The 19,591-nt window shown below is 71.7% G+C and carries 23 protein-coding genes; 11 read left to right on the forward strand and 12 right to left on the reverse strand.

Translation table 11 applies throughout. The features are described 5' to 3' along the window. Positions 1-55: 55 nt before the first annotated feature. The 7 genes from AB0F10_RS08130 to AB0F10_RS08160 form a co-directional block, all read right to left on the reverse strand. On the reverse strand, positions 56-1,174 hold the full coding sequence (locus AB0F10_RS08130) for a YhjD/YihY/BrkB family envelope integrity protein (protein WP_360621316.1): 1,119 nt from the start codon (positions 1,172-1,174) through the stop codon (positions 56-58). 156 nt (positions 1,175-1,330) lie between these two features. After that, positions 1,331-2,140, reverse strand: a complete 810-nt coding sequence (locus AB0F10_RS08135) for an ABC transporter permease (RefSeq protein ID WP_360621318.1) — start codon at positions 2,138-2,140, stop codon at positions 1,331-1,333. Positions 2,141-2,153: 13 nt separating this feature from the next. Beyond that, entirely contained in the window at positions 2,154-2,906 is a 753-nt protein-coding gene (locus AB0F10_RS08140; RefSeq protein ID WP_360621320.1) for an ABC transporter permease, read from the reverse strand. 1 nt (position 2,907) lies between these two features. Continuing rightward, positions 2,908-3,831 (reverse strand): ABC transporter ATP-binding protein, encoded by a 924-nt coding sequence (locus tag AB0F10_RS08145; RefSeq protein WP_360621459.1) that lies wholly within the window; start codon positions 3,829-3,831, stop codon positions 2,908-2,910. Positions 3,832-3,862: 31 nt separating this feature from the next. After that, positions 3,863-4,393 (reverse strand): hypothetical protein, encoded by a 531-nt coding sequence (locus AB0F10_RS08150; RefSeq protein WP_360621322.1) that lies wholly within the window; start codon positions 4,391-4,393, stop codon positions 3,863-3,865. Next, on the reverse strand, positions 4,390-6,240 hold the full coding sequence (gene dnaG / locus AB0F10_RS08155) for a DNA primase (protein WP_360621324.1): 1,851 nt from the start codon (positions 6,238-6,240) through the stop codon (positions 4,390-4,392). Before dnaG ends, AB0F10_RS08150 begins: the two co-directional genes overlap by 4 nt. Positions 6,241-6,259: 19 nt before the next feature. Beyond that, positions 6,260-7,480, reverse strand: a complete 1,221-nt coding sequence (locus tag AB0F10_RS08160; RefSeq protein ID WP_360621326.1) for a deoxyguanosinetriphosphate triphosphohydrolase — start codon at positions 7,478-7,480, stop codon at positions 6,260-6,262. 44 nt (positions 7,481-7,524) lie between these two features. Between AB0F10_RS08160 and AB0F10_RS08165 the strand changes: the two genes are divergently transcribed. Beyond that, complete coding sequence (locus tag AB0F10_RS08165; protein WP_360621328.1) at positions 7,525-9,114, forward strand: methyl-accepting chemotaxis protein; 1,590 nt, start codon at positions 7,525-7,527, stop codon at positions 9,112-9,114. Here the strand turns inward: AB0F10_RS08165 and AB0F10_RS08170 are convergent. Then, the gene (locus AB0F10_RS08170; RefSeq protein ID WP_360621330.1) at positions 9,108-9,467 is read right to left on the reverse strand and encodes a VOC family protein; all 360 of its coding nucleotides are present in this window, start codon (positions 9,465-9,467) and stop codon (positions 9,108-9,110) included. The two genes, AB0F10_RS08165 and AB0F10_RS08170, sit on opposite strands and share 7 nt — an antisense overlap. Before the next feature lie 156 nt (positions 9,468-9,623). Here AB0F10_RS08170 and AB0F10_RS08175 point away from each other — a divergent pair, with 156 nt between their 5' ends. The 5 genes from AB0F10_RS08175 to AB0F10_RS08195 all read left to right on the forward strand — a co-directional run bounded on the left by AB0F10_RS08175 (position 9,624) and on the right by AB0F10_RS08195 (position 12,702). Continuing rightward, complete coding sequence (locus tag AB0F10_RS08175) at positions 9,624-10,121, forward strand: DUF4388 domain-containing protein (RefSeq protein ID WP_360621332.1); 498 nt, start codon at positions 9,624-9,626, stop codon at positions 10,119-10,121. 234 nt (positions 10,122-10,355) lie between these two features. Next, the gene (locus tag AB0F10_RS08180) at positions 10,356-10,703 is read left to right on the forward strand and encodes a hypothetical protein (RefSeq protein ID WP_354720537.1); all 348 of its coding nucleotides are present in this window, start codon (positions 10,356-10,358) and stop codon (positions 10,701-10,703) included. A gap of 15 nt (positions 10,704-10,718) precedes the next feature. After that, a complete protein-coding gene (locus tag AB0F10_RS08185; protein ID WP_360621334.1) occupies positions 10,719-11,735 on the forward strand; it encodes a helix-turn-helix domain-containing protein in 1,017 nt (338 codons plus the stop codon). Positions 11,736-11,789: 54 nt separating this feature from the next. Next, positions 11,790-12,275, forward strand: a complete 486-nt coding sequence (locus AB0F10_RS08190) for a roadblock/LC7 domain-containing protein (RefSeq protein ID WP_360621336.1) — start codon at positions 11,790-11,792, stop codon at positions 12,273-12,275. Positions 12,276-12,330: 55 nt separating this feature from the next. Then, on the forward strand, positions 12,331-12,702 hold the full coding sequence (locus AB0F10_RS08195) for a hypothetical protein (RefSeq protein WP_184996857.1): 372 nt from the start codon (positions 12,331-12,333) through the stop codon (positions 12,700-12,702). A gap of 57 nt (positions 12,703-12,759) precedes the next feature. On the opposite strand, the gene dusB is transcribed toward AB0F10_RS08195, so the two are convergent. From dusB to AB0F10_RS08215, 4 genes are all read right to left on the reverse strand, one after another. Continuing rightward, on the reverse strand, positions 12,760-13,914 hold the full coding sequence (gene dusB, locus AB0F10_RS08200) for a tRNA dihydrouridine synthase DusB (RefSeq protein WP_360621339.1): 1,155 nt from the start codon (positions 13,912-13,914) through the stop codon (positions 12,760-12,762). Between the two features lie 40 nt (positions 13,915-13,954). Next, positions 13,955-15,334, reverse strand: a complete 1,380-nt coding sequence (locus tag AB0F10_RS08205) for a glycine--tRNA ligase (protein WP_360621341.1) — start codon at positions 15,332-15,334, stop codon at positions 13,955-13,957. A 61-nt stretch (positions 15,335-15,395) separates the two neighbouring features. Then, positions 15,396-15,896 (reverse strand): hypothetical protein, encoded by a 501-nt coding sequence (locus AB0F10_RS08210; RefSeq protein ID WP_360621343.1) that lies wholly within the window; start codon positions 15,894-15,896, stop codon positions 15,396-15,398. Between the two features lie 16 nt (positions 15,897-15,912). Further along, positions 15,913-16,254 carry an antibiotic biosynthesis monooxygenase gene (locus tag AB0F10_RS08215; protein WP_360621345.1) on the reverse strand — a complete coding sequence of 114 codons (342 nt, stop codon included), beginning with the start codon at positions 16,252-16,254 and terminating at the stop codon, positions 15,913-15,915. Between the two features lie 34 nt (positions 16,255-16,288). On the opposite strand from AB0F10_RS08215, the gene AB0F10_RS08220 reads away from it, so the two are divergent. Genes AB0F10_RS08220 through AB0F10_RS08240 form a run of 5 tightly spaced genes read left to right on the forward strand, consistent with a single transcriptional unit; the run spans position 16,289 to position 19,559 of the window. Continuing rightward, positions 16,289-16,549, forward strand: coding sequence for a hypothetical protein (locus AB0F10_RS08220; protein ID WP_360621347.1), 261 nt, complete (start codon positions 16,289-16,291; stop codon positions 16,547-16,549). Between the two features lie 52 nt (positions 16,550-16,601). After that, entirely contained in the window at positions 16,602-17,531 is a 930-nt protein-coding gene (locus tag AB0F10_RS08225) for a metal ABC transporter substrate-binding protein (protein ID WP_360621461.1), read from the forward strand. Next, a complete protein-coding gene (locus AB0F10_RS08230; protein ID WP_360621349.1) occupies positions 17,528-18,307 on the forward strand; it encodes a metal ABC transporter ATP-binding protein in 780 nt (259 codons plus the stop codon). Before AB0F10_RS08225 ends, AB0F10_RS08230 begins: the two co-directional genes overlap by 4 nt. Positions 18,308-18,354: 47 nt before the next feature. Further along, positions 18,355-19,239 carry a metal ABC transporter permease gene (locus AB0F10_RS08235; protein WP_360621463.1) on the forward strand — a complete coding sequence of 295 codons (885 nt, stop codon included), beginning with the start codon at positions 18,355-18,357 and terminating at the stop codon, positions 19,237-19,239. Further along, positions 19,236-19,559, forward strand: coding sequence for a metalloregulator ArsR/SmtB family transcription factor (locus tag AB0F10_RS08240; protein WP_360621351.1), 324 nt, complete (start codon positions 19,236-19,238; stop codon positions 19,557-19,559). Before AB0F10_RS08235 ends, AB0F10_RS08240 begins: the two co-directional genes overlap by 4 nt. Positions 19,560-19,591 lie beyond the last annotated feature (32 nt).

The following is a 19,591-nucleotide window of genomic DNA, read 5'->3' on the forward strand; positions in this document are numbered from 1 at the left end:
TCCCCGACTTTTCCCGGGCCGGGGGGGGCGCCGCCCCCCCGGCGGCGGGGTGCCGTCAGATGCTCAGGCCCTTTTCGCTGCCCTTCTTGAGCTTGCGGTCGTCGCGAAGCTGCAGGAACGGCTCCTTGTCGGCGGGGTGTCCGGCCGCGATGGCGCGGCCGCGCTCCAGCTCCGCGTCGAGTTCGGCGCCGAGCAGGACGGCGATGTTCGAGATCCACAGCCAGATCAGGAAGGCGATGATGCCGGCGAGTGCGCCGTACGTCGCCTCGTAGTTCGCGAAACCGGTCAGGTAGAAGACGAACGCGCCGGAGGCGACGAGCCAGAGCAGCACCGCGAAGACGCCGCCCGGAGTGACCCAGCGGAAACCGCCGGTCCTCGCGTTCGGCGAGGCCCAGTAGAGGATCGCGAACATCAGGCTGACGATCAGTATCAACACGGGCCACTTCGCGATGCCCCACGTGGTCACGGCCGCGGAGCCGAGGCCGATCGCCTCGCCGGCCACCTTGGCGACCTCGCCGGTGAACACGACGATGACGACAGAGGCGATCAGCATCAGGCCGACGACCGCGGTGACGGCGAGCCGGATCGGCAGCGTCATCCAGACCGGCCGGCCCTCCGGCACGTCGTAGATGGCGTTCGAGGCGCGCATGAAGGCGCCGACGTAGCCGGACGCCGACCAGAAGGCCACGACGATGCCGATGACGGCCGCCAGCCCGGCGGTGCCCGGGTCCGAGACCTGGCTGAGCACCTGGTCCAGCAGGCTCTGGATCTGGCGGGGGGCGATCTCCTGCACGGACTTCTGCACGGTCTCCTGCCCGTTGTCGCCCACCATGCCGAGGATCGACACGATCACCAGGACGCCGGGGAAGATCGACAGCACGCTGTAGTAGGTCAGCGCCGCGGCCCAGTCGCTGAGGTTGTCCTCGGAGAACTGCTTGAGCGTGCGCTTGAGCGCGCGCAGCAGGCCCCTGCCGCCGAGCTGGGTCGGCTTGTCCGGGCCCGCGTCGGGGCCGGGCGCGGAGGGGGCGTCCGCGGCGGCGCCGACGCCGCTGCCGTCGACGTCGCGGGCCCCGGCGGCGCGTGCCTCGCCGGGGGTCTCCGGAGCATCGCCCGCGCCGGGAGGGCCGGCGGCCCGGTCGTCGGCCGGGTGATCGGTCTTGCGGAGAAGCCTCATCGTGGGACCTCCAGGCGGCGCGTCATGATCTCTGCCGCCTTCCGGACGCCTGCCACCCCCCGCAGGCGGCCCGTGGGAAGCGCGGTCCAGCAGTGAGAATGCCCAGCGGCGGGTGATCTAACCCTGCGCTCTCCCAGCGGACGCACAGCCCCGGGGTCAGCGGCAGAGCAGCCGGCCCATCCGGCGGCCCGCGACGAGCAGGCCGATCACCAGCAGCACGAGCAGGTAGAGCACGTCCAGCAGCTGGGTCCAGCCCACCGAACCCAGCGTGATCGCCCGGATCAGGTCGACCGAGCGGTAGAGCGGCGTCACCTCCACCACCCAGCGCAGCAGCGGCGGATAGGCCTCGGCCGGGACGAACGTGCCCGAGAACAGGAAGAGCGCGAACTGGGCCGACCCCATCAGGTCGAAGTCCTGCCAGCTGCGCATGAAGGTGGACAGCGCCATGCCGACGCCGCCGAAGGCGAAGCCCACCAGGACCGTGGCCGCGAACGCGCCGAGGGCCGGGCCGGCCGTGGTCAGCCCCATCGCCACCATGATCGCCAGGAAGGCGGCGGCGTAGACGCTGCCGCGGATCATCGCCCAGGACAGCTCGCCGAGGGCGATCTCCATCGGCCGCACCGGGGTCGCCAGGATCCCGTCGTAGAGCTTCATGAACTTCATCTTGCTGAAGAAGTTGAAGGTGGTCTCCGCCAGCGCGCCCGTCATGGCCGACGAGGCCAGCATCGCCGGCGCCACGAACGCCGCGTATTCGATCACCCGGCCGTCCGGCAGCGTCAGGTCGCCGACCAGCGAGCCCACCCCGACCCCGATGGAGAACAGGTAGAGGACCGGCTCGAGGAAGCCCGACGCCATCACCAGCCAGTAGGCCGTGCGGAGGGTCGACGCGTTGCGCTCGACGATCGATGCCGAACGACGCGCCGCGCCCTGGACCAGAACCAGTCGCGGCAGGAGCAGGGTCACCATTTCGCAAGTCCTCTCACACCACGAGCCGGCGGCCGAACTGCCGGTAGGCCAGGAGCCAGCCGAGAACGACCCAGAGGGTCAGGTAGAGCAGGTGCCCCAGGGCGGGCCAGGCCGGCGCGACGCCGAGGGTGGCGGCCCGGCTCAGGTCGACGCCGTGCCAGAGCGGCAGCACATAGGCGATCCAGCGCAGCAGCGAGGGCAGCGACTCGACCGGGAAGAAGACACCGGAGAAGAGCGACATCGGGATCATCCCGAGCCGGAAGAGGATCGCCAGGTAGCTGTCGCTGCGGACCGTCGCGGAGTAGGCGAACGTCACGGTGGCCACCGCCAGGCCGACGAGCGCCGCGATCGGCAGCGTCGCCAGCGCCCACCAGGAGTGCAGCGCGCCGAACCCGGTCGCGATCAGCAGGAACGCCCCGCAACTGGTCAGCGTGCGGAAGACGATGAAGGCCAGGTGCCCGTCGAGGATGTCGGTGACGCGCAGCGGCGCGGCCGCCTGGCCGAAGTAATAGCGCTGCCATTCGAAGCCGCCGAACACCGGCCACGCGGAGTCGCTCATCGCGACCTGAACGGCGGTCGAGGCGATCAGCCCCGGCACCATCCAGTCCAGATAGGGCACGCCCTCGACGCCGCCGGTCACATAGGCGCCGACGCCCACGCCGAAGCCGAGCATGGTCAGCAGCGGCAGCACGAACGACGAGAGCACGCTCGAGCGCCAGATCCGCCGGTAGCTGACCAGGTGGTATTCGAGGACGTAGCGGGTCATCTCAATCCACCAGGGTCCGGCCGGTGAGGAGCAGGAAGACGTCCTCGAGGCTGCTGCGGCGCACCAGCACGCTGGCCGGGCTGAGCGACCGGCCGTGCACCTCGGCGACCGCGGCGTCGCCGTCGGCGACGTAGAGCAGGATCCGGTCGGGCAGCACCTCGATCCGCTCCGCCACCGCGTCCAGCTTGTCGGCGAAGGCGTCCTGCGACTCCGCGTTGAAGCGCAGCTCGACCACCTCGCGCGTCGAATGCCGCTCGATCAGGTCGCGGGGCGAGCCCTCCGCGACGATCTTTCCGCCGTCCATCACCACCAGGCGGTCGCAGAGCTGCTCGGCCTCGTCCATGTAGTGGGTGGTGAGCACGAGCGTCACGCCCTGCCGCTTGAGCCGGAACAGCCGCTCCCAGACCAGGTGCCGGGCCTGCGGGTCGAGGCCGGTCGTCGGCTCGTCGAGCAGCACGATCTCGGGCTCGTTGACCAGGGCGCGGGCGATGGTGAGCCGGCGTTTCATGCCGCCGGAGAGCGGCTCGACCTTGCTGTCGGCCCGCTCGGTGAGCTGGACGAAGTCGAGCAGCTCCGCGGCGCGGGCCCGGGCCACCTTGCGCGGGATGCCGAAGAAGCGGGCGTAGGTGGTGAGATTCTCGGCGACGGTCAGCTCGAGGTCGAGGTTGTCGAGCTGCGGGCAGACGCCCAGCTTGGCCCGGATCCTCGGCCCGTCGCGCAGCGGGTCCATGTCGAGGATGCGCAGCGTGCCGCCGGACGGCGGGGAGACGCAGCCGATCATGCGCATCGTGGAGCTCTTGCCGGCGCCGTTGGGCCCGAGGAAGCCGAACGCCTCGCCGCGCCGCACGTCGACGTCGATGCCGTCGACCGCGGTGAAGTCACCGAAGCGTTTGACCAGCCCCCGGGCGTGGATGAGAGTCACCAGGCAGACCCTAGTGACCGGGTGCGACAGATTTTCACGCCGGTGGCGTGTTGGCCTCCCGGGCCGAGTCGACCAGCCGGTCGGTGACCTCCACGATCGGCTCCGCGTCGACGGCAGTCCTCGCGTCGTACCGGACCGCCCAGCTCAGGCCGTCGACGCCGCTGACCCGGCGGCCCACGACGCGCACGCCACCGCTCGGCGGCAGCGGGTGGTGCGACGTGTACGCCACCGAGCGGGTCACCCGCGTGCGTACCTGATCGGGCAGTTCACCGGGCTCGAGCAGCAGGAAGCCGATGACGGGCGCGTCGATGAGGACCGTGTAGCCGGGCCGTTCCGCGGCCGTCTCGGCGGGCGTGATCAGCAGCTCGCGACCGGACCAGGAGACCTTGTGGATCTCGTGCCAGCCGAGCCGGCGGCCGGGCGGCAGCCAGAGCCCCCGGTTGGTGGCCACCAGCACCTCGGTGCCCGGCTCGCCGACGTAAGCCCAGGCCAGGATCCGCTCCTCGGCCTCGAGGGGCGGGCTCAGCCCGGCTGGAATCCTTCGGCGCCGACGAAAGATACTCACAATCCACCTGCCGCCTGGTCGCGCAGTGCGCGAGCGTGCTGTTCGAGAGAGAAGAGCTCCCCGGCCAGTGCCAGGTATTCGTCGCGGTGCGCGACGGGGTTGATCCGCTGCACCTTGGACTTCAGCTCCTTGATCCGGGTGGTGACCGCGCCGACCTGCAGCCGGGCGAGCGTCACCTGGACGTACCGCAGGTCAGCCTCGCCGTCGACGTGCAGCGGCACCACCGCGAGCTCGCCGACCAGCGCCTTGCCGCCCAGGTCGTCGCAGGCGTCGCGGACGGCCTCGATCCAGCTCGCGCCGCCGGTCGCCGCGGCGGTGCCGCCCGCGGCCGCGACGGCCTTGCGGATGCCCTGCAGGACCGGATCGCCGTAGGTCTCCGGGCCCAGCGCGTCGAACATCGGGCCGGCGAGCACCGGGTGCTGCAGGGCCAGCTTCAGCGCCTCGCGCTCGACCAGCCGCTGCGGGCTGTCGGCGGCCCGGCGCGGCGCGGCCGCACCGGACGGCGACTCGGGCGCTGACGCGGACGCCACGGCCCGCTGCACCGGCTCGAGGTCCATGCCGAGGTCGCCGGCGAGCTTGCGGGCGTACTCGGGGCGCTTCTCCCGGTCTTTGATCTTGGCAACCAGCGGCGCCGCGCGGCGCATGGCCTCGACCCGGCCCTCGACGGTGTCCAGGTCGAAGCGGGACAGGGTCTGCCGCAGCGCGAAGTCGACGAGCGGCTCGCGGCTCGCGATCATGTCCCGGACCGCGAGGTCGCCCTTGGCCAGCCGCAGCTCGCAGGGGTCCATGTTGTCCGGGCTGACCGCGATGAAGGTGCGCCCGACGAAGCGCTGGTCCTCCTCGAACGCGCGCAGGGCCGCCTTCTGGCCGGCCGCGTCGCCGTCGAAGGTGTAGATGATCTCGCCGGTGAAGCTGTCGCTGTCCATCAGCAGCCGGCGCAGCACGCCGATGTGGTCGATGCCGAAGGAGGTGCCGCAGGTCGCGACGGCGGTCGGCTCCCCGGCCTCGTGGCAGGCCATCACGTCGGTGTAGCCCTCGACGATGACCGCCCGGCCCCGCTTGGCCATCTCCCGCTTGGCGTGGTCGATGCCGTAGAGGACGTGCGACTTCTTGTAGAGCGGCGACTCGGGGGTGTTCAGGTATTTCGGGCCGTCGTCGTCCTCGAACAGCTTGCGCGCGCCGAAGCCGATGACGTCGCCGGTGAGGTCGCGGATCGGCCAGAGCAGCCGGCGGCGGAAGCGGTCGATGAGCGAACCCGAGCGGGCGGGCTTGGCCAGCCCGCCGGCGGTCAGCTCCTCGGCCGTGAAGCCCTTCTGCCGCAGGTGCTTGGTGAGCGGGTCCCAGCCCTCCGGCGCGAAGCCGCAGCCGTAGCGCTCGGCGGCGGCGCGGCCGAAGCCGCGCTGGGCGAGGAACTCGCGGGCGCTGCGCGCGCCCGGCGTGGTCAGCTGGTCCTGGTAGAACTCGGCCGCCGCCGCGTGCGCGGCGATCAGCCGCTGCCGCTGGCCCGGCTGCCGGCGCGGGCCGTCGCTCTTCGGGCCGGACTCGTCGTATCGCAGCTGGATGCCGGCCTTGCCGGCCAGCCGCTCCACCGACTCGATGAAGCTCAGGTGCTCGGCGTCCATCAGGAACTTGATGGCGTCGCCACCGGCGCCGCAGCCGTGACAGAAATAGACATTTCGGGCGGGCGACACGGTGAACGACGGCGTCTTCTCGTCGTGGAAGGGGCACAGCCCCTTGAGGTTGCCGCCGCCCGCGGACCGCAGCGTCACGGTCTCGTTGATCACTTCCGCGATCGAGGTCCGGTCGCGGACCAGCGCGATGTCCTCATCCTTGACCCTGCCCGCCACCGCTACATACTGCCTCGCGCTAGCTATCGGCCGCCATGAGGGTCCGGTGCCAGGCGACCGCCGCCGGATCGGTCAGCGAGGCGACCTGGTCGATCACCACCCGCAGTCGCGCCGCGTCGTTCTCCGCGGTCTTCCACTGCTCCGCGAACATCGGGTCGAGGTGCGCGGGCGCGCGCTCGCTGAGCACCGCGACCAGCTCCGTAAGGATCTCGCGCTGCCGCTCGTACCACTGCTCGGCGGCCCGGGCGCGCATCACGTAGCGCAACGCCATGCCCTTCAGCAGCGCGCACTGGTTACGGACGGTACGCGGGACGATCAGGTCGACGTCGTAGCGCCGTAGCGGATCCGAGCCGTGCCGGCTGTTGGTGGCGCCGACCGCCGAGGAGACGAACCGCCCGGTCAGCACGCTCGTCATGCGCTTGAGGGCGACCTGGGAGCGGCGGCCGCCGTCGTAGTCGGCCGTGGCGGTCACCACCTCGTCGGCCAGCAGCAGTTCCAGCGCCTCGCCGAGCGCGTCCGGGGTCTCGTCGGAGTAGCTGGCCGCCACGTCGGCGCAGAGCTCGGCGCGCTCGCCGGCGTCGAGCAGCAGCGGCCGCAGCGAGAGGTAGCCGCCGTGCACGCCGTCCTCGACGTCGTGCACGGAGTAGGCCACGTCGTCGGCCCAGTCCATGACCTGGGCCTCGAGGCACTTGCGCTCGCCGGGCGGCGCCGTCTCGCGGATCCAGTCGAAGACCGGGCGGTCGTCGTCGTACACGCCGAACTTGCGCTGGCCGGCCCGCCGCGGCCAGGGGTACTTGCAGCTGGCGTCGAGGGAGGCGCGGGTCAGGTTGAGCCCGGCGCCGTCGACCTTGGCCTCCAGCCGGGTGAGCACCCGCAGGGTCTGGGCGTTGCCCTCGAAGCCGCCGCAGGACTCGGCGGCCCGGTGCAGGGCCGCCTCGCCGTTGTGCCCGAACGGCGGGTGGCCGATGTCGTGCGCGAGGCCCGCGACGTCCACCACGTCGGGGTCGCAGCCCAGCCGGGTGCCCATCTCGCGGGAGATCTGCGCGACCTCCAGCGAGTGCGTCAAGCGGGTACGCAGGAAGTCGTCCGACCCGGCGGTGTGCACCTGGGTCTTGGCGGCGAGCCGGCGGAACCCGGCCGAGTGCAGGACCCGGGCGCGGTCGCGCTCGAACTGGGTGCGCCCGTAGCCGCTGTCCTTGGCGGGCTCGCGCACCCAACGCAGGGCATCGCCGTCCGTCATGCCAACACCCTAAGGCGTCCGCCCGGGCCGCCGATGCGTTTGGTGTGGAGTCTGATGCGCACACCCGGTCCCGTCTCACCATCGTCGCGCGCCTGGTCCTGATGGCCGCGATCGGCGTCGCCTCGGTGGCGCTGGTCGTGGTCGCGGCGTCCTGGGGCTCGTCGCACCAGTCCGACGACGCCTCGGACATGGCCTCGGTCAGCAACGGCATGAGCAGCCAGTGGAACGCCGACATGATGCACGACGCCCTGCGCGGCGACGTGATGTCGGCGATGTTCGCGGTAACGGCGCAGCAGCGCGAGGCCTACGGCGTCGCGGAGGTGTCCGAGCACGCCGAGACGCTGCTGAGCAAGTACGACGCCGCCGCCGCGACCGCGCCCGGCCCGCTCGCCGACGACTACGCGCAGGCGCGTCCGGCCGTCGCCGCGTACGCACAGGCCGCGACGGACCTGGTCGCGCTCGCCGGGACCGACCACGCGGCGGCGGTGGCCCGGCTGCCGACGTTCCTCGAGGCCTTCGGCGCACTGGAGGAGCAGCTGGGCTCGATCGACGAGGCGATGCTGCGAGCGGTGCAGGACGCGGAGGCCGCGGGTGACGACTCGAGCCGCACCAGCGGCCTGCTCATCCTGCTCACCGGCCTCGCCGGCGCGGCGCTGACCGCCGCGGCGGCCTACCTCACCATCCGCGCGGTGCGCCGGCCGCTGCGGCTGATGCTCGCGGCCCTGCGCTCGGCGGCCGACCGCGACCTGACCGTCGAGGCCACGGTGATCCGCGGCGACGAGTTCGGCGAGATGGCCCGGGCCCTCAACGCGGCGCTGGCCGCGATCCGGACGACGGTCTCGGCGACCGCCACCAGCGTCGGAGTGCTCACCGCCGCCAGCGGCGACCTGCGCGAGCTGGCCGGCGAGCTCGACACGACGGCGGAACAGACGTCGGCGCGGGCGCGCAGCGCGGACGCCGCGGCCCATCAGGTCTCGGACTCCGTCACCGACATGATGGCCGCGACCGAGGAGCTGTCCGCGTCCAGCCGGGAGATCGCCCGGCAGACCAGCGACGCCGCCGTCACCACGGCCGCGGCCGGCGAGAGCGCGGCCTCCACCACGGCGCTGGTGAGCACGCTCAGCGAGGCGAGCCGAGAGATCGGCACCATCGTGCAGCTGATCACCAGCATCGCCGAGCAGACGAACCTGCTGGCGCTCAACGCGACGATCGAGGCCGCCCGGGCCGGCGACGCCGGCAAGGGCTTCGCGGTCGTCGCCTCCGAGGTCAAGGACCTCGCGCAGGAGACCGCGAAGGCGACAAGCGACATCACCGCCCGGATCTCGGCGATCCAGGACATGACCTCCCGTACGGCCGAGGCGATCGACGCCGTCTCCGCGGTCATCACCCGCATCGACGACGGTCAGCACACGATCGCCGCGGCCGTCGAGGAGCAGTCGGCCACGACCGAGCTCATGGCCCGCAACGTCAGCGAGGTGTCGACCGCGGCCACCGACATCAGCGACACGCTCACGCACATCTCCGCGTCCACCGGGTCCACCGCCGACAACGCGAACACGACCCGCCACTCCGCCGAGCGGGTCAGCACGGCCGCCGGCGAGATCCGGGAGCTGATCGGTCAGTTCACCTACTGACCGGGCTTGCGGGACGACAGCACGCAGAACTCGTTGCCCTCCGGGTCGGCGAGCACCACCCAGCTCACGTCGTGCTGGCCGATGTCGACGTGCCGGGCTCCCATGTCGACGAGCCGCTCGACCTCGGCCTCCTGGTCGTCCGGGCGCAGGTCGATGTGCAGGCGGTTCTTCACCGTCTTCGGGTCCGGCGCCGAACCGAACAGCAGGCCGGGCAGGTCCTCCGGGGTCCGCCGGATCTCCACCTCGTCCGGCTTCTCGTACACGATCTGGTAGCCGAGCGCCGCCGCCCACCAGCGGGCCAGCCGTGCCGGGTCCTCCGCGTCGACGACGATCTGCTCCCACTTGCTCGGCATCGGCAAACCTCCACGAGACGCCATCGAAAAGTGGCGATCATGTTACGCGCAAAAGGCCTGCGGGCTAAGGCATCGGCAACGCACCGTCGGTGCGACCCGCTCCCGCGCCGCGATCGAGACTCATAGGAAGGTCGATGCCCGTTCCTAGGAGCCACCGTGAATTCACTTCGCCGCCTGCTCGTCAACCTGGCCGAGTCCGGGCGCACCGGCGCGCTGCACATCGACGGCTCACCCGGCGGCGTGCTCTACCTGGTGGCCGGACGGCTGACCCACGCCGAGTCGCCGGCCTGCCCGGGCATCGGCGAGCGGCTGGTCGCCTGCGGGCGGCTGTCGGAGGCGGTGTGGCGTTCGGCGTACGAGTCGGGAGTGGACGGCCGGGCCGTCGGGCGGGCGCTGCTGCGCGACGGCCACCTGGGCCACCACGAGCTGGCCTGCCGGGTGGTCGCCGCCATCACCGAGGCCACCCACGTGCTGCTGCAGAGCGACGCCCCGGTGCGCTTCGTTGCGGGCGAGCGGCACTGGTTCGGCACGATCGCCGAGGTGGAGCTCGGCGGCCTCGTACCGGAGACGGCGAAGCGGTTGCTGAACCGCCCGGCGCCGCATCGGCCGCACCGGGTTTCCCGGGCCCGTAAGCCCGCCCAGGCAACGAAATGAGCACGGCGAGGATGACGCACACCTGGTGCGACCCGAGATCGCAGCGTGCCCGCAGGATGGCTCATTGTGACGGCGCGCAGGACCGGATCTGCGCGTCCCAGCACGAAGATCACCCCGGCCGACCGTGGCAAAACAGCCTCGCCGTCCCGCCAGCGGCCGGGCTTGGCGATCGGCGGGAGCATCGCTCGGCTGAGGAGAGATGTGCCCGGGGTTGAGAACTGTCTGCAAGAGGCCATGGCGATTCCTGGCGCGGTGGGGGCCAGCATCGTCGACTACACCACAGGGTTCCCGGTCGCCACGACGGGAGCAGCACCCAACGAGGACCACCAGGCCGCCGCGGCGGGCACGGCAGACGTCGTGCAGGCCGCGCAGAGCCGGTCACTGTTCGTCTCGGCGGTGCCACACGACCTGCTCGAGGACCTGATCATCACGACCGCGGGGGGCTACCACCTGCTGCGGCTCGTCCGCACCGATTTCGACAGCCGGCTGGTGCTCTACGTCTGGCTCGACCGGATCCACGGCAACCTCGCGGTGGCCCGGCGCCGCATGCAGACCCTGGCCGATGAACTCGTAGCGACCTAGCAGTGAGGAGTCAAGGTGAAGCCCTCGAAGACCGCTGCACCCGGGCGCCTGCTCACGCAGGTCGCGGGCGAGCGGCAGACGGGCGCCCTGGTCGTCGGCGGCCATCCCGGCGGCACGGTCTACCTCATCGAGGGGCAGGTGACGTACGCGGAGTCACCGGCCGCCCCGGGAGTCGGCGAGCTTTTGACGGCGTCGGGCCGGCTCGCCGCCCGGACCTGGCAGGCGGCGCTCGACGCCGGGACCTCACGGGCCCACGTCGGGCGGCTGCTGCTGGAACAGGGCCACCTGACGCAGGGGGAGCTCGAGCTGTGCGTGCTCGGCGCCACCTACGACGCCGCGTACTTCGCGCTCTCCCCCGCCTCCGCGCCGGTCGACTTCCTGGACGGCGCCACGCACTGGCTCGGCCAGGTGGTCCGCGTCGACCCGGCGGCGGTCACCCGCGAGGCCCGCCGCCGGGCCCGGCTGCTGGACGAGATCTTCCCGCACCCTGACATCGACACCGCGGCGGTGATCCCCGTCCCGCGGCCGCCGGTCGAGCGGATCACGCTCACCGCAGCCCAGTGGGAGTTGCTGGTCAGCGCCGACGGCCAGCGCACCCCGGCGGACCTGGCCCAGCTGCTGGGCCGGGCCGGGTACGCGACGATCCAGGAACTGCGCCGGCTCGCGGCGCTCGGCCTGATCGAGCGGCCACCGCACCGCGAGCACCCGAACGACAACCCCGATTTCGTACGGCTACCGCGCGCGCGAGGCACGTCGGTGGACGTACAACGGCCGTCCGTCGGCGTTTCCGACAGCCCGACCGTGCCCATCATCACGGGCGCGCGCCCGGCCTCGGGCGACCCGCCGCCGAGCGTGCTGGAGCCCGATCCGGCGACGGCGAACGGCACCGTCTACCGCCCGCCGCGGCTGGCGCGGCGCAAGCCGGGCGCCAAGCTGCCGAAGGACATCGCCGCGGACACCGAGCACACCCATCCCGGCACCGACGAGGTTCTGCTCAAACGCATACGTACGGCACTGAGAGCGCTGCGGTGACCCGCGCCCCACCGACCCGCTGACCCGGGCCTGACCAGAAAGGAGAGACCGAGGATGACGGTGGATCCGGCGGTACTGACGGAACTCGGCAAACTCCGCATCAGGGTTCCCGAGCTCTCCGGCAGTGTCCTCGCCACCGCCGACGGCATGGTGGTCGCGCACGACGCGCACGGCATCGAGCCGGACAGTCTTGCGGCCCTCGCCGCCGCCCACCTCGCCCTCGCCCGTCGGTTCGCGCACGCCGTCAACCACGGCAACCTGCGCGAGTCGGTGGTGGAGTGCGACGGCGGGTACATCACCTCGTACACCGCGGGCCCGAACGCCCTGCTGACGCTCGTCACGTCCGGCGACGCCAATCTGGCCATGGTGCACCTCGAGGCCCGCCGAACCGTCAGACGGCTCGTGAAGATCCTGGTCCTCGAGGCGCAAACACCGACCCGCACGGAGATTCCGACCCAGATGGGGCCGAGTACGCCACTGGCACGGCGCACGCCGATGGCCACCCTGCAGAACACGTTTCGCGGCCGGCAGGCCGGCTGAGCAAGCCACCACCGAAACGCCTCACCCACCATCCCGAAGACGGAGGAACCATCCCATGGCTGACATGGACACCGCGCTCAAGGAAATCATGGACATCGACGGCGCCATCGGCGTCGCGCTGGTCGACCACACGAGCGGCATGGCCCTCGGCACGGCCGGCGGCGGCAAGGAGATCGACCTGACGGTCGCCGCGGCCGGAAACACCGACGTGGTCCGGGCCAAGCTCCGGGCGATGGAGATGCTCAACATCACGGAGAAGATCGAGGACATCCTCATCACGCTGGACACGCAGTACCACATGATCCGGCCGCTCGCGAGCCGCTCCGGCAAGGGCCTGTTCCTGTACGTCGCGCTGCGCCGGGACCGTTCGAACCTCGCCATGGCCCGGCACCACCTGAAGCGCATCGAGGCCGACCTCGACGTCTGATCGGTCGGGCCACACCGGACGGGAGGGGCGGAAACGCCCTTCCCGTCTTTTGGTGGTTCAGCCGCCGCTGTTCTCCATCTCGGCGCCCTCCGGAACGGTGTCGTCGTCGCGGCTGTCCAGCCAGCCGTACGGGAGCGACACCTTGCCGGGCGCGTTGATGCGGCCGCGGGGCTGGCCCAGCGACTCGCGGGGGAACGGCTCGGAGCCGTCGAGCTGCGCCAGCAGGTCGTCCAGGACCGCCAGCGACGTCACCATCGCCAGCGAGCGGCGCAACTCGCCGCCGACCGGGAAGCCCTTCAGATACCACGCCACGTGCTTGCGGAAGTCCGCGCAGCCGTGCCGCTCGTCGCCCAGCGCGTCGACCAGCAGGTGCGCGTGCCGGGACATGATCGCCGCGACCTCGCCCAGGTTGGGCAGCTCCTGCGAGGTCCGGCCGGCGAACGCCGCCTCGAGGTCCTTGAACAGCCACGGCCGGCCCAGGCAGCCGCGGCCGACGACCACGCCGTCGACGCCGGTGTGCTCGACCATGCGGAGCGCGTCCGAGGCCTCCCAGATGTCGCCGTTGCCCAGCACCGGGACGTCGAGGGCCTGCTTGAGGGTCGCGATCGCGTCCCAGTCCGCGGTGCCCGAGTAGCGCTGTTCCGCCGTGCGGGCGTGCAGCGCGACCGCCGCGACGCCGGCCTCCTGCGCGATCAGGCCGGCCTCGACGTAGGTCAGGTGGTCGTCGTCGATGCCCTTGCGCATCTTGATCGTCAGCGGGATGCCCGCCGGCGCCGCGGCCTGGACCGCCTGCCGCACGATCCGGCCGAACAGCTTGCGCCGCCACGGCAGGGCGCTGCCGCCGCCGCGGCGGGTGACCTTGGGCACCGGGCAGCCGAAGTTGAGGTCGATGTGATCCGCCCAGCCCTCCTCGGCGACCATCCGCACGGCGGCGGCGGTCACGTCGGGGTCGACGCCGTAGAGCTGCAGGCTGCGGAACTTCTCGTCGGCCCCGAACTCGATCATCTTGAGCGTCTTGGGGATCCGCTCGACGAGTGCGCGGGTCGTGATCATCTCGCAGACGTAGACGCCACCGCCCTGCTCGCGGCAGAGCCGGCGGAACGCGACATTGGTGATGCCGGCCATCGGCGCGAGCACGACCGGCGGCCAAACCTCGTAGTCACCGAGGTTCAGCGGCGCGGCGGGAAGAGCAGGAGTCACGTCATCGAGCATGACACACCAAAAATCCGGGAAATCAAGGCTGAAGGCGAGGTCAGCAGCCGGGCAGGTGCTTGATCAAGTATTCCTCGATGCGGTCGAGGCCCACCCGCTCCTGCCTCATGGTGTCGCGGTCGCGGACCGTCACCGCGTCATCGGTGAGGGTGTCGAAGTCGACGGTGACGCAGAACGGGGTGCCGATCTCGTCCTGGCGCCGGTAGCGGCGCCCGATCGCCTGCGAGTCGTCGAACTCGACCATCCAGCGCTTGCGCAGCAGGTCCGCCAGGCCGCGGGCCTTCGGCGAGAGCTCCGGGTTGCGCGAGAGCGGCAGCACCGCGACCTTGATCGGCGCCAGCCGCGGGTCGAAGCGCATCACCGTGCGCTTGTCGACGCCGCCCTTGGTGTTCGGCGCCTCGTCCTCGTCGTAGGCCTCGAGCAGGAACGCCAGCACGGCGCGGGTCAGCCCGGCGGCGGGCTCGATGACGTACGGCACCCAGCGTTCCTGCTTCTCCTGGTCGAAGTACGACAGGTCGACGCCGGAGTGCTTGGAGTGGGTGTTCAGGTCGAAGTCGGTGCGGTTGGCGACGCCCTCGAGCTCGGCGAACTCGGTGCCGCCGAACTGGAAGCGGTACTCGATGTCGACGGTGCGCTTCGAGTAGTGCGAGAGCTTCTCCTTGGGGTGCTCGTAGAAGCGCAGGTTGTTCTCGGACAGGCCGAGGTCGCGGTACCAGTTCCAGCGCTGCTCGAGCCAGTATTCGTGCCAGGTCTCATCGGTGCCCGGCTCGACGAAGAACTCCATCTCCATCTGCTCGAACTCGCGGGTCCGGAAGATGAAGTTGCCGGGGGTGATCTCGTTGCGGAACGACTTGCCGACCTGCGCGATGCCGAACGGCGGCTTCTTGCGCGCGGCGGTCGCCACGTTGTTGTAGTTGACGAAGATGCCCTGCGCGGTCTCGGGCCGCAGGTAGTGCAGCCCGTCCGCGCTCTCGGTCGGGCCGAGGTAGGTCTTCATCAGGCCGTTGAACATCTTCGGCTCGGTGAAGGTGCCCTTGTTGCCGCAGTTGGGGCAGTTCAGCTCGCTCAGCGACGCGGGCGGCGTGCCGTGCTTGTGCTCGAACGCCTCCTCGAGGTGGTCGGCGCGGAACCGCTTGTGGCACGACTGGCACTCGGTCAGCGGGTCGACGAACGCGTCGAGGTGACCGGAGGCGGCCCAGACCTCGCGGGCGAGGATGACGGCGGAGTCCAGGCCGACGATGTCGTCGCGCTGCTGGACCATGGTGCGCCACCACTGGCGGCGCACGTTCTCCTTCAGCTCGACGCCCAGCGGACCGTAGTCCCACGCCGAGCGGCTGCCTCCGTAGATCTCGCTGGATCCGAACACCAGGCCCCGGCGCTTGGCCAGGCTGACGACGGCGTCGATGCGATCGGCGGGCATGTTCCTCCTACGCCGGCTGGTTGTCGGCGGGGATCTAGAAAGGTCGGACAAAATCAGGAGATTACTCCTCGACGCTGCACACCTCGAAGGCGCCCGTCCCGTGGTTCTGCTCCAGATAGGCAACCAGCTCGGCGGTGTCACCGTTGGTGTACGTGACGTTCACCGGCGTGGAGAGCTCCACGAATTCGACGTCGCCCACGTCGTAGGTGGCGATCTGCTCCTCGGCGGAGACCCGCCTGGTGAACTCGGACTCGTCCTCGGCCTTCCGCGCCTTTTCGCAGAGCTGGTCGTAGGCCTCCGACCACTCGCGGTCCTTCAGGGCGTGGAAGTAGTCGCCGACGACCACCTCGGCCTGCTCGCTGAGCGCGCTGCCCATGACGGTGACGAGCCCGACCGACGCGGCGACGCCGCCGCCGCAGGCCAGCACCAGCACGGTCACGCCGATGCCGAACCCCATGCCGAGGCGCCGGCCGCGCCCCTCGACCGGCGGCGCCGGGAACGGCGGAACCACGCCGGGGCCCTGCGGTGGCGGCGGTGGCTGCTGCTCCCCGATGAGGGTCATGGGTTCAGCGTACGGCTCAGCGCCACGGCTCGGCGGCCCGGTCGCTGGCCGTGGCCACGACCTCGCCGCCGGGCTGGGCACTGGCCAGCGTCTCGAACGCCGACGGCTCGTCGACCGACTCGGAGAGCAGCGGGGTCGCGTGCACCTTGACGTCGAAGCCGCCGAGCGCGCGCCGGTAGGCTCCGACGGACTCCCATTCGGTGACCAGGGTCCAGTAGGCGGGGTCGTCCAGCGCGCGGGTGAGCCGGCCGGAGAGATAGCCGGGCCGTTCCGCCAGGGCGGCGAGGGCGGCGTGCGCCCGCTCGGTGAACGAATCCTGCGTGTCGGCGGGGACGACGAAGCGGTTGAGCACCAGCATGACGTGAGCGTACGCACACCCCCGGAAGGCCGACGTGACCCCACCCAAGTCCGAGAACCTGCTGCGCCGGCTGGCGGGCGTGAACCCGACGGTGGCCTTCATCGTCGCCCTCGTGCTGCTGCTGGCCGGCCTGTTCCTGCCCGGCATCATCGGCGCCGCGCTGCTCTTCGTGCTGTGCGCGGCGATGGCGGCGCTCACCGTCACCACCTGGCCGGTGCAGTCGACGCCGGTGCGGGCGATCCGGGTCACGCTGCTGACCCTGCTGCTGGCGACGGTCATCGCGAAGATGATCTGACACCATGCGCTTTTGACAATCATTACCAATAGGGCGCACAGTTGGTGGCATGATGCAGCTCCGCCGCCGGCTCGCGGCCGTCGCCGTGGCCCTGCTGGTCGGCGCGAGCGCGGGGTGCGGTGACAAGGCGAGCGGCTTCGCGGCCGACGGCCGGCTCGACATGGTGACCGCGTTCTATCCGCTGCGGTTCCTCGGCGAGCGGATCGGCGGCGACGCGGTGGCGATCACCGAGCTGACCAAGCCGGGCGCCGAGCCGCACGACGTCGAGCTCAACCCGCGCCAGGTCGGCGAGATCAGCGACGCCGGGCTCGTCCTCTACCTCGGCGGCTTCCAGCCCGCGGTGGACGAGGCCGTGGCGCAGGAGGCGACCGGGCGGGCCCTCGACGCCGGCTCGGTGGTCAAGCTGCTCGCCGCCGGTGAGCACGGCGGGCACGCGCCGGGCGAGCGGGAGCACGCCCGGGGCGGCACCGACCCGCACGTCTGGCTGGACCCGGTGCGCTTCGCCGCCGTCGCCGACCGGCTCGCGGAGCGCCTCGCCCAGGCCGACCCGGCCCGCGCGGACGCCTACCGGTCGCGGGCCGCCGCGCTGCACGCCCAGCTCGACCGGCTCGACGCCGAATACGCGGCCCGGCTCGGGACCTGCGCGCGGCGCGAGATCGTCACCAGCCACACCGCCTTCCGGTACCTGGCCGACCGGTACGGGCTGACCGAGGTCGGCATCACCGGCGTGTCCCCCGAGTCGGAACCGTCGCCGCGGCACCTGGCGCACGTCGCGGAGCAGGCGCGGGCCACGGGCACCACCACGATCTTCTTCGAGACGCTGGTGAGCCCGAAGGTCGCCGACACCATCGCCCGCGAGGTCGGCGCGCGGACCGCCGTCCTCGACCCTCTCGAAGGGCTCACCGTGCCGGATGCGGACTACTTTTCGGTCATGCGCAGCAACCTGACCGCCCTGACCGCGGCCCTGGGGTGCACCTCATGAGCGTCGTGGAGGTGCGGCACGCCGCGGTCTCCTACGGCGGTCGCGCGGTGCTGCACGACGTCACCCTGGACGTGGCACCGGGACAGGTCGTCGCGATCCTGGGCGCCAACGGCTCCGGCAAGTCCACCCTGATCCGCACCATCCTCGGCCTGGTGCCGCTGGCGGCGGGCTCGATCGAGCTCTTCGGCACGCCACAGCGCCGGTTCCGGCAGTGGGCCCGGATCGGCTACGTCCCGCAGCGGATGGGCGCCGGCAGCGGCGTGCCGGCGACGGTCGGCGAGGTCGTCGCCTCCGGCCGCCTTGCCCGCCGGGGCATCTTCCGCCCGTCCGGCGCCGCCGACCGGGCCGCCGTCCACGCGGCGCTCGAGGACGTCGGCCTGCTCGATCGCATCGGCGACCCGGTGAGCACCCTCTCCGGCGGCCAGCAGCAGCGCACCCTCATCGCCCGCGCCCTGGCCGGGCGGCCCGACCTGCTGGTGCTCGACGAGCCGACGGCCGGCGTCGACGCGGCCAGCCAGGACGCGTTCGCCGCGGCGCTGCGCCACTTCGGCGGCGCCGGCGGCACGATCCTGCTGGTCGCGCACGAGCTCGGCCCGATCGAGCCGCTTGTCGACCGGGCCGTCGTGGTCCACGACGGCCGGATCGCCTACGAGGGTGCGGTGCCCGAGCCCGCCGGCCACCACGCTCAGCCCGGCCACGACCACGTCCACCCGCACGCCGAGGCCGAACGACCCGCGATCTGCGTGGCACCCACCGATCGGATGCCCACCCGCTGATGCCCGTCCAACCGCCCCGCCGCCGCCCCTGAGGGGACTGAAGACCCATCGACCTTTACCAGTACGAGTTCATGGTCCGAGCCCTCGTCGGCGCGCTGATCATCGGTCTGGTCGCGCCCGCGCTCGGCATCTACCTGGTGCAGCGGCGGCTGTCGCTGATCGGCGACGGCATCGGGCACGTGGCGCTGACCGGCGTCGGCGTCGGGCTGCTGCTGCAGCAGTCACCCGTGCTCACCGCCGTGATCGTCTCGGTGGTCGGCGCGATCGGCGTCGAGCTGGTGCGCGAGCGCGGCCGCACCTCCGGCGACCTGGCCCTGGCCCTGCTCTTCTACGGCGGCATCGCGGGCGGCGTGGTGCTGGTCGGGCTCTCCGACAACAGCAGCAACGCCAACCTGATGCAGTTCCTCTTCGGCTCGCTGACCACCACGTCGCAAGAGGACCTGACGGTCATCGCGGTGCTCGGCGTCGCCGTGCTGATCGCGATGCTCGGGCTGCGGCAGGCGCTGTTCGCGGTCTGCAACGACGAGGAGTACGCGCGCGTCTCGGGGCTTCCCGTGCGTACGCTCAATCTGCTGATGGCCGTGACCACGGCCGTGACCGTCACGATCGCCATGCGCACCGTCGGGCTGCTGCTGGTCAGCGCCCTGATGGTGATCCCGGTCGCCGCCGCCCAGCAGGTCACCCGCGGCTTTCGCAGCACGATGGCCGCGGCCATGCTGATCGGGGTCGGCGCGGCCGCCGCGGGCATCACGCTGGCCGGCGAGGTGAACACCGCGCCCGGCGCCACGATCGTCATCCTGGCCATCGCGGTCTTCGTCGCGCTCACCGTCGGCAGCGCCACCTGGCGGGTGCTGCGCCGGCGGTCCGGACCGGCGCGGGCCGGGGCGGACGCGGAGCCGCCGGACGTCGTTCTTCAGGCGGGGTCCCGATGAGCAGTAACGTTGCCCCGGTGACGACGAGCGGCTACGAGGCCTACGAGGCGGCCGGCGAGCTGCTCCGCGCGCTCTCCGCGCCGATCCGGGTCGCGATCGTCGCGGAGCTCGGCGCCGGGGAACGCTGCGTGCACGAACTGGTCGAGAAGCTGGGCGCGCCGCAGCCGCTGGTCTCCCAGCACCTGCGGGTTCTGCGCGGCGCCGGCGTGGTGCGCAGTGCACGCCGGGGCCGGGAGATCGCATACTCACTCGTGGACGAACACGTCGCACACATCGTCGCCGACGCGGTGAGCCACGCGAGGGAGGGAAGCCGGTCATGACCGACTGCACCGAGCGCAGCGAGGGCCAGGAG

The organism is Actinoplanes sp. NPDC026623 (assembly GCF_040638275.1).
GTDB lineage: Bacteria > Actinomycetota > Actinomycetes > Mycobacteriales > Micromonosporaceae > Actinoplanes.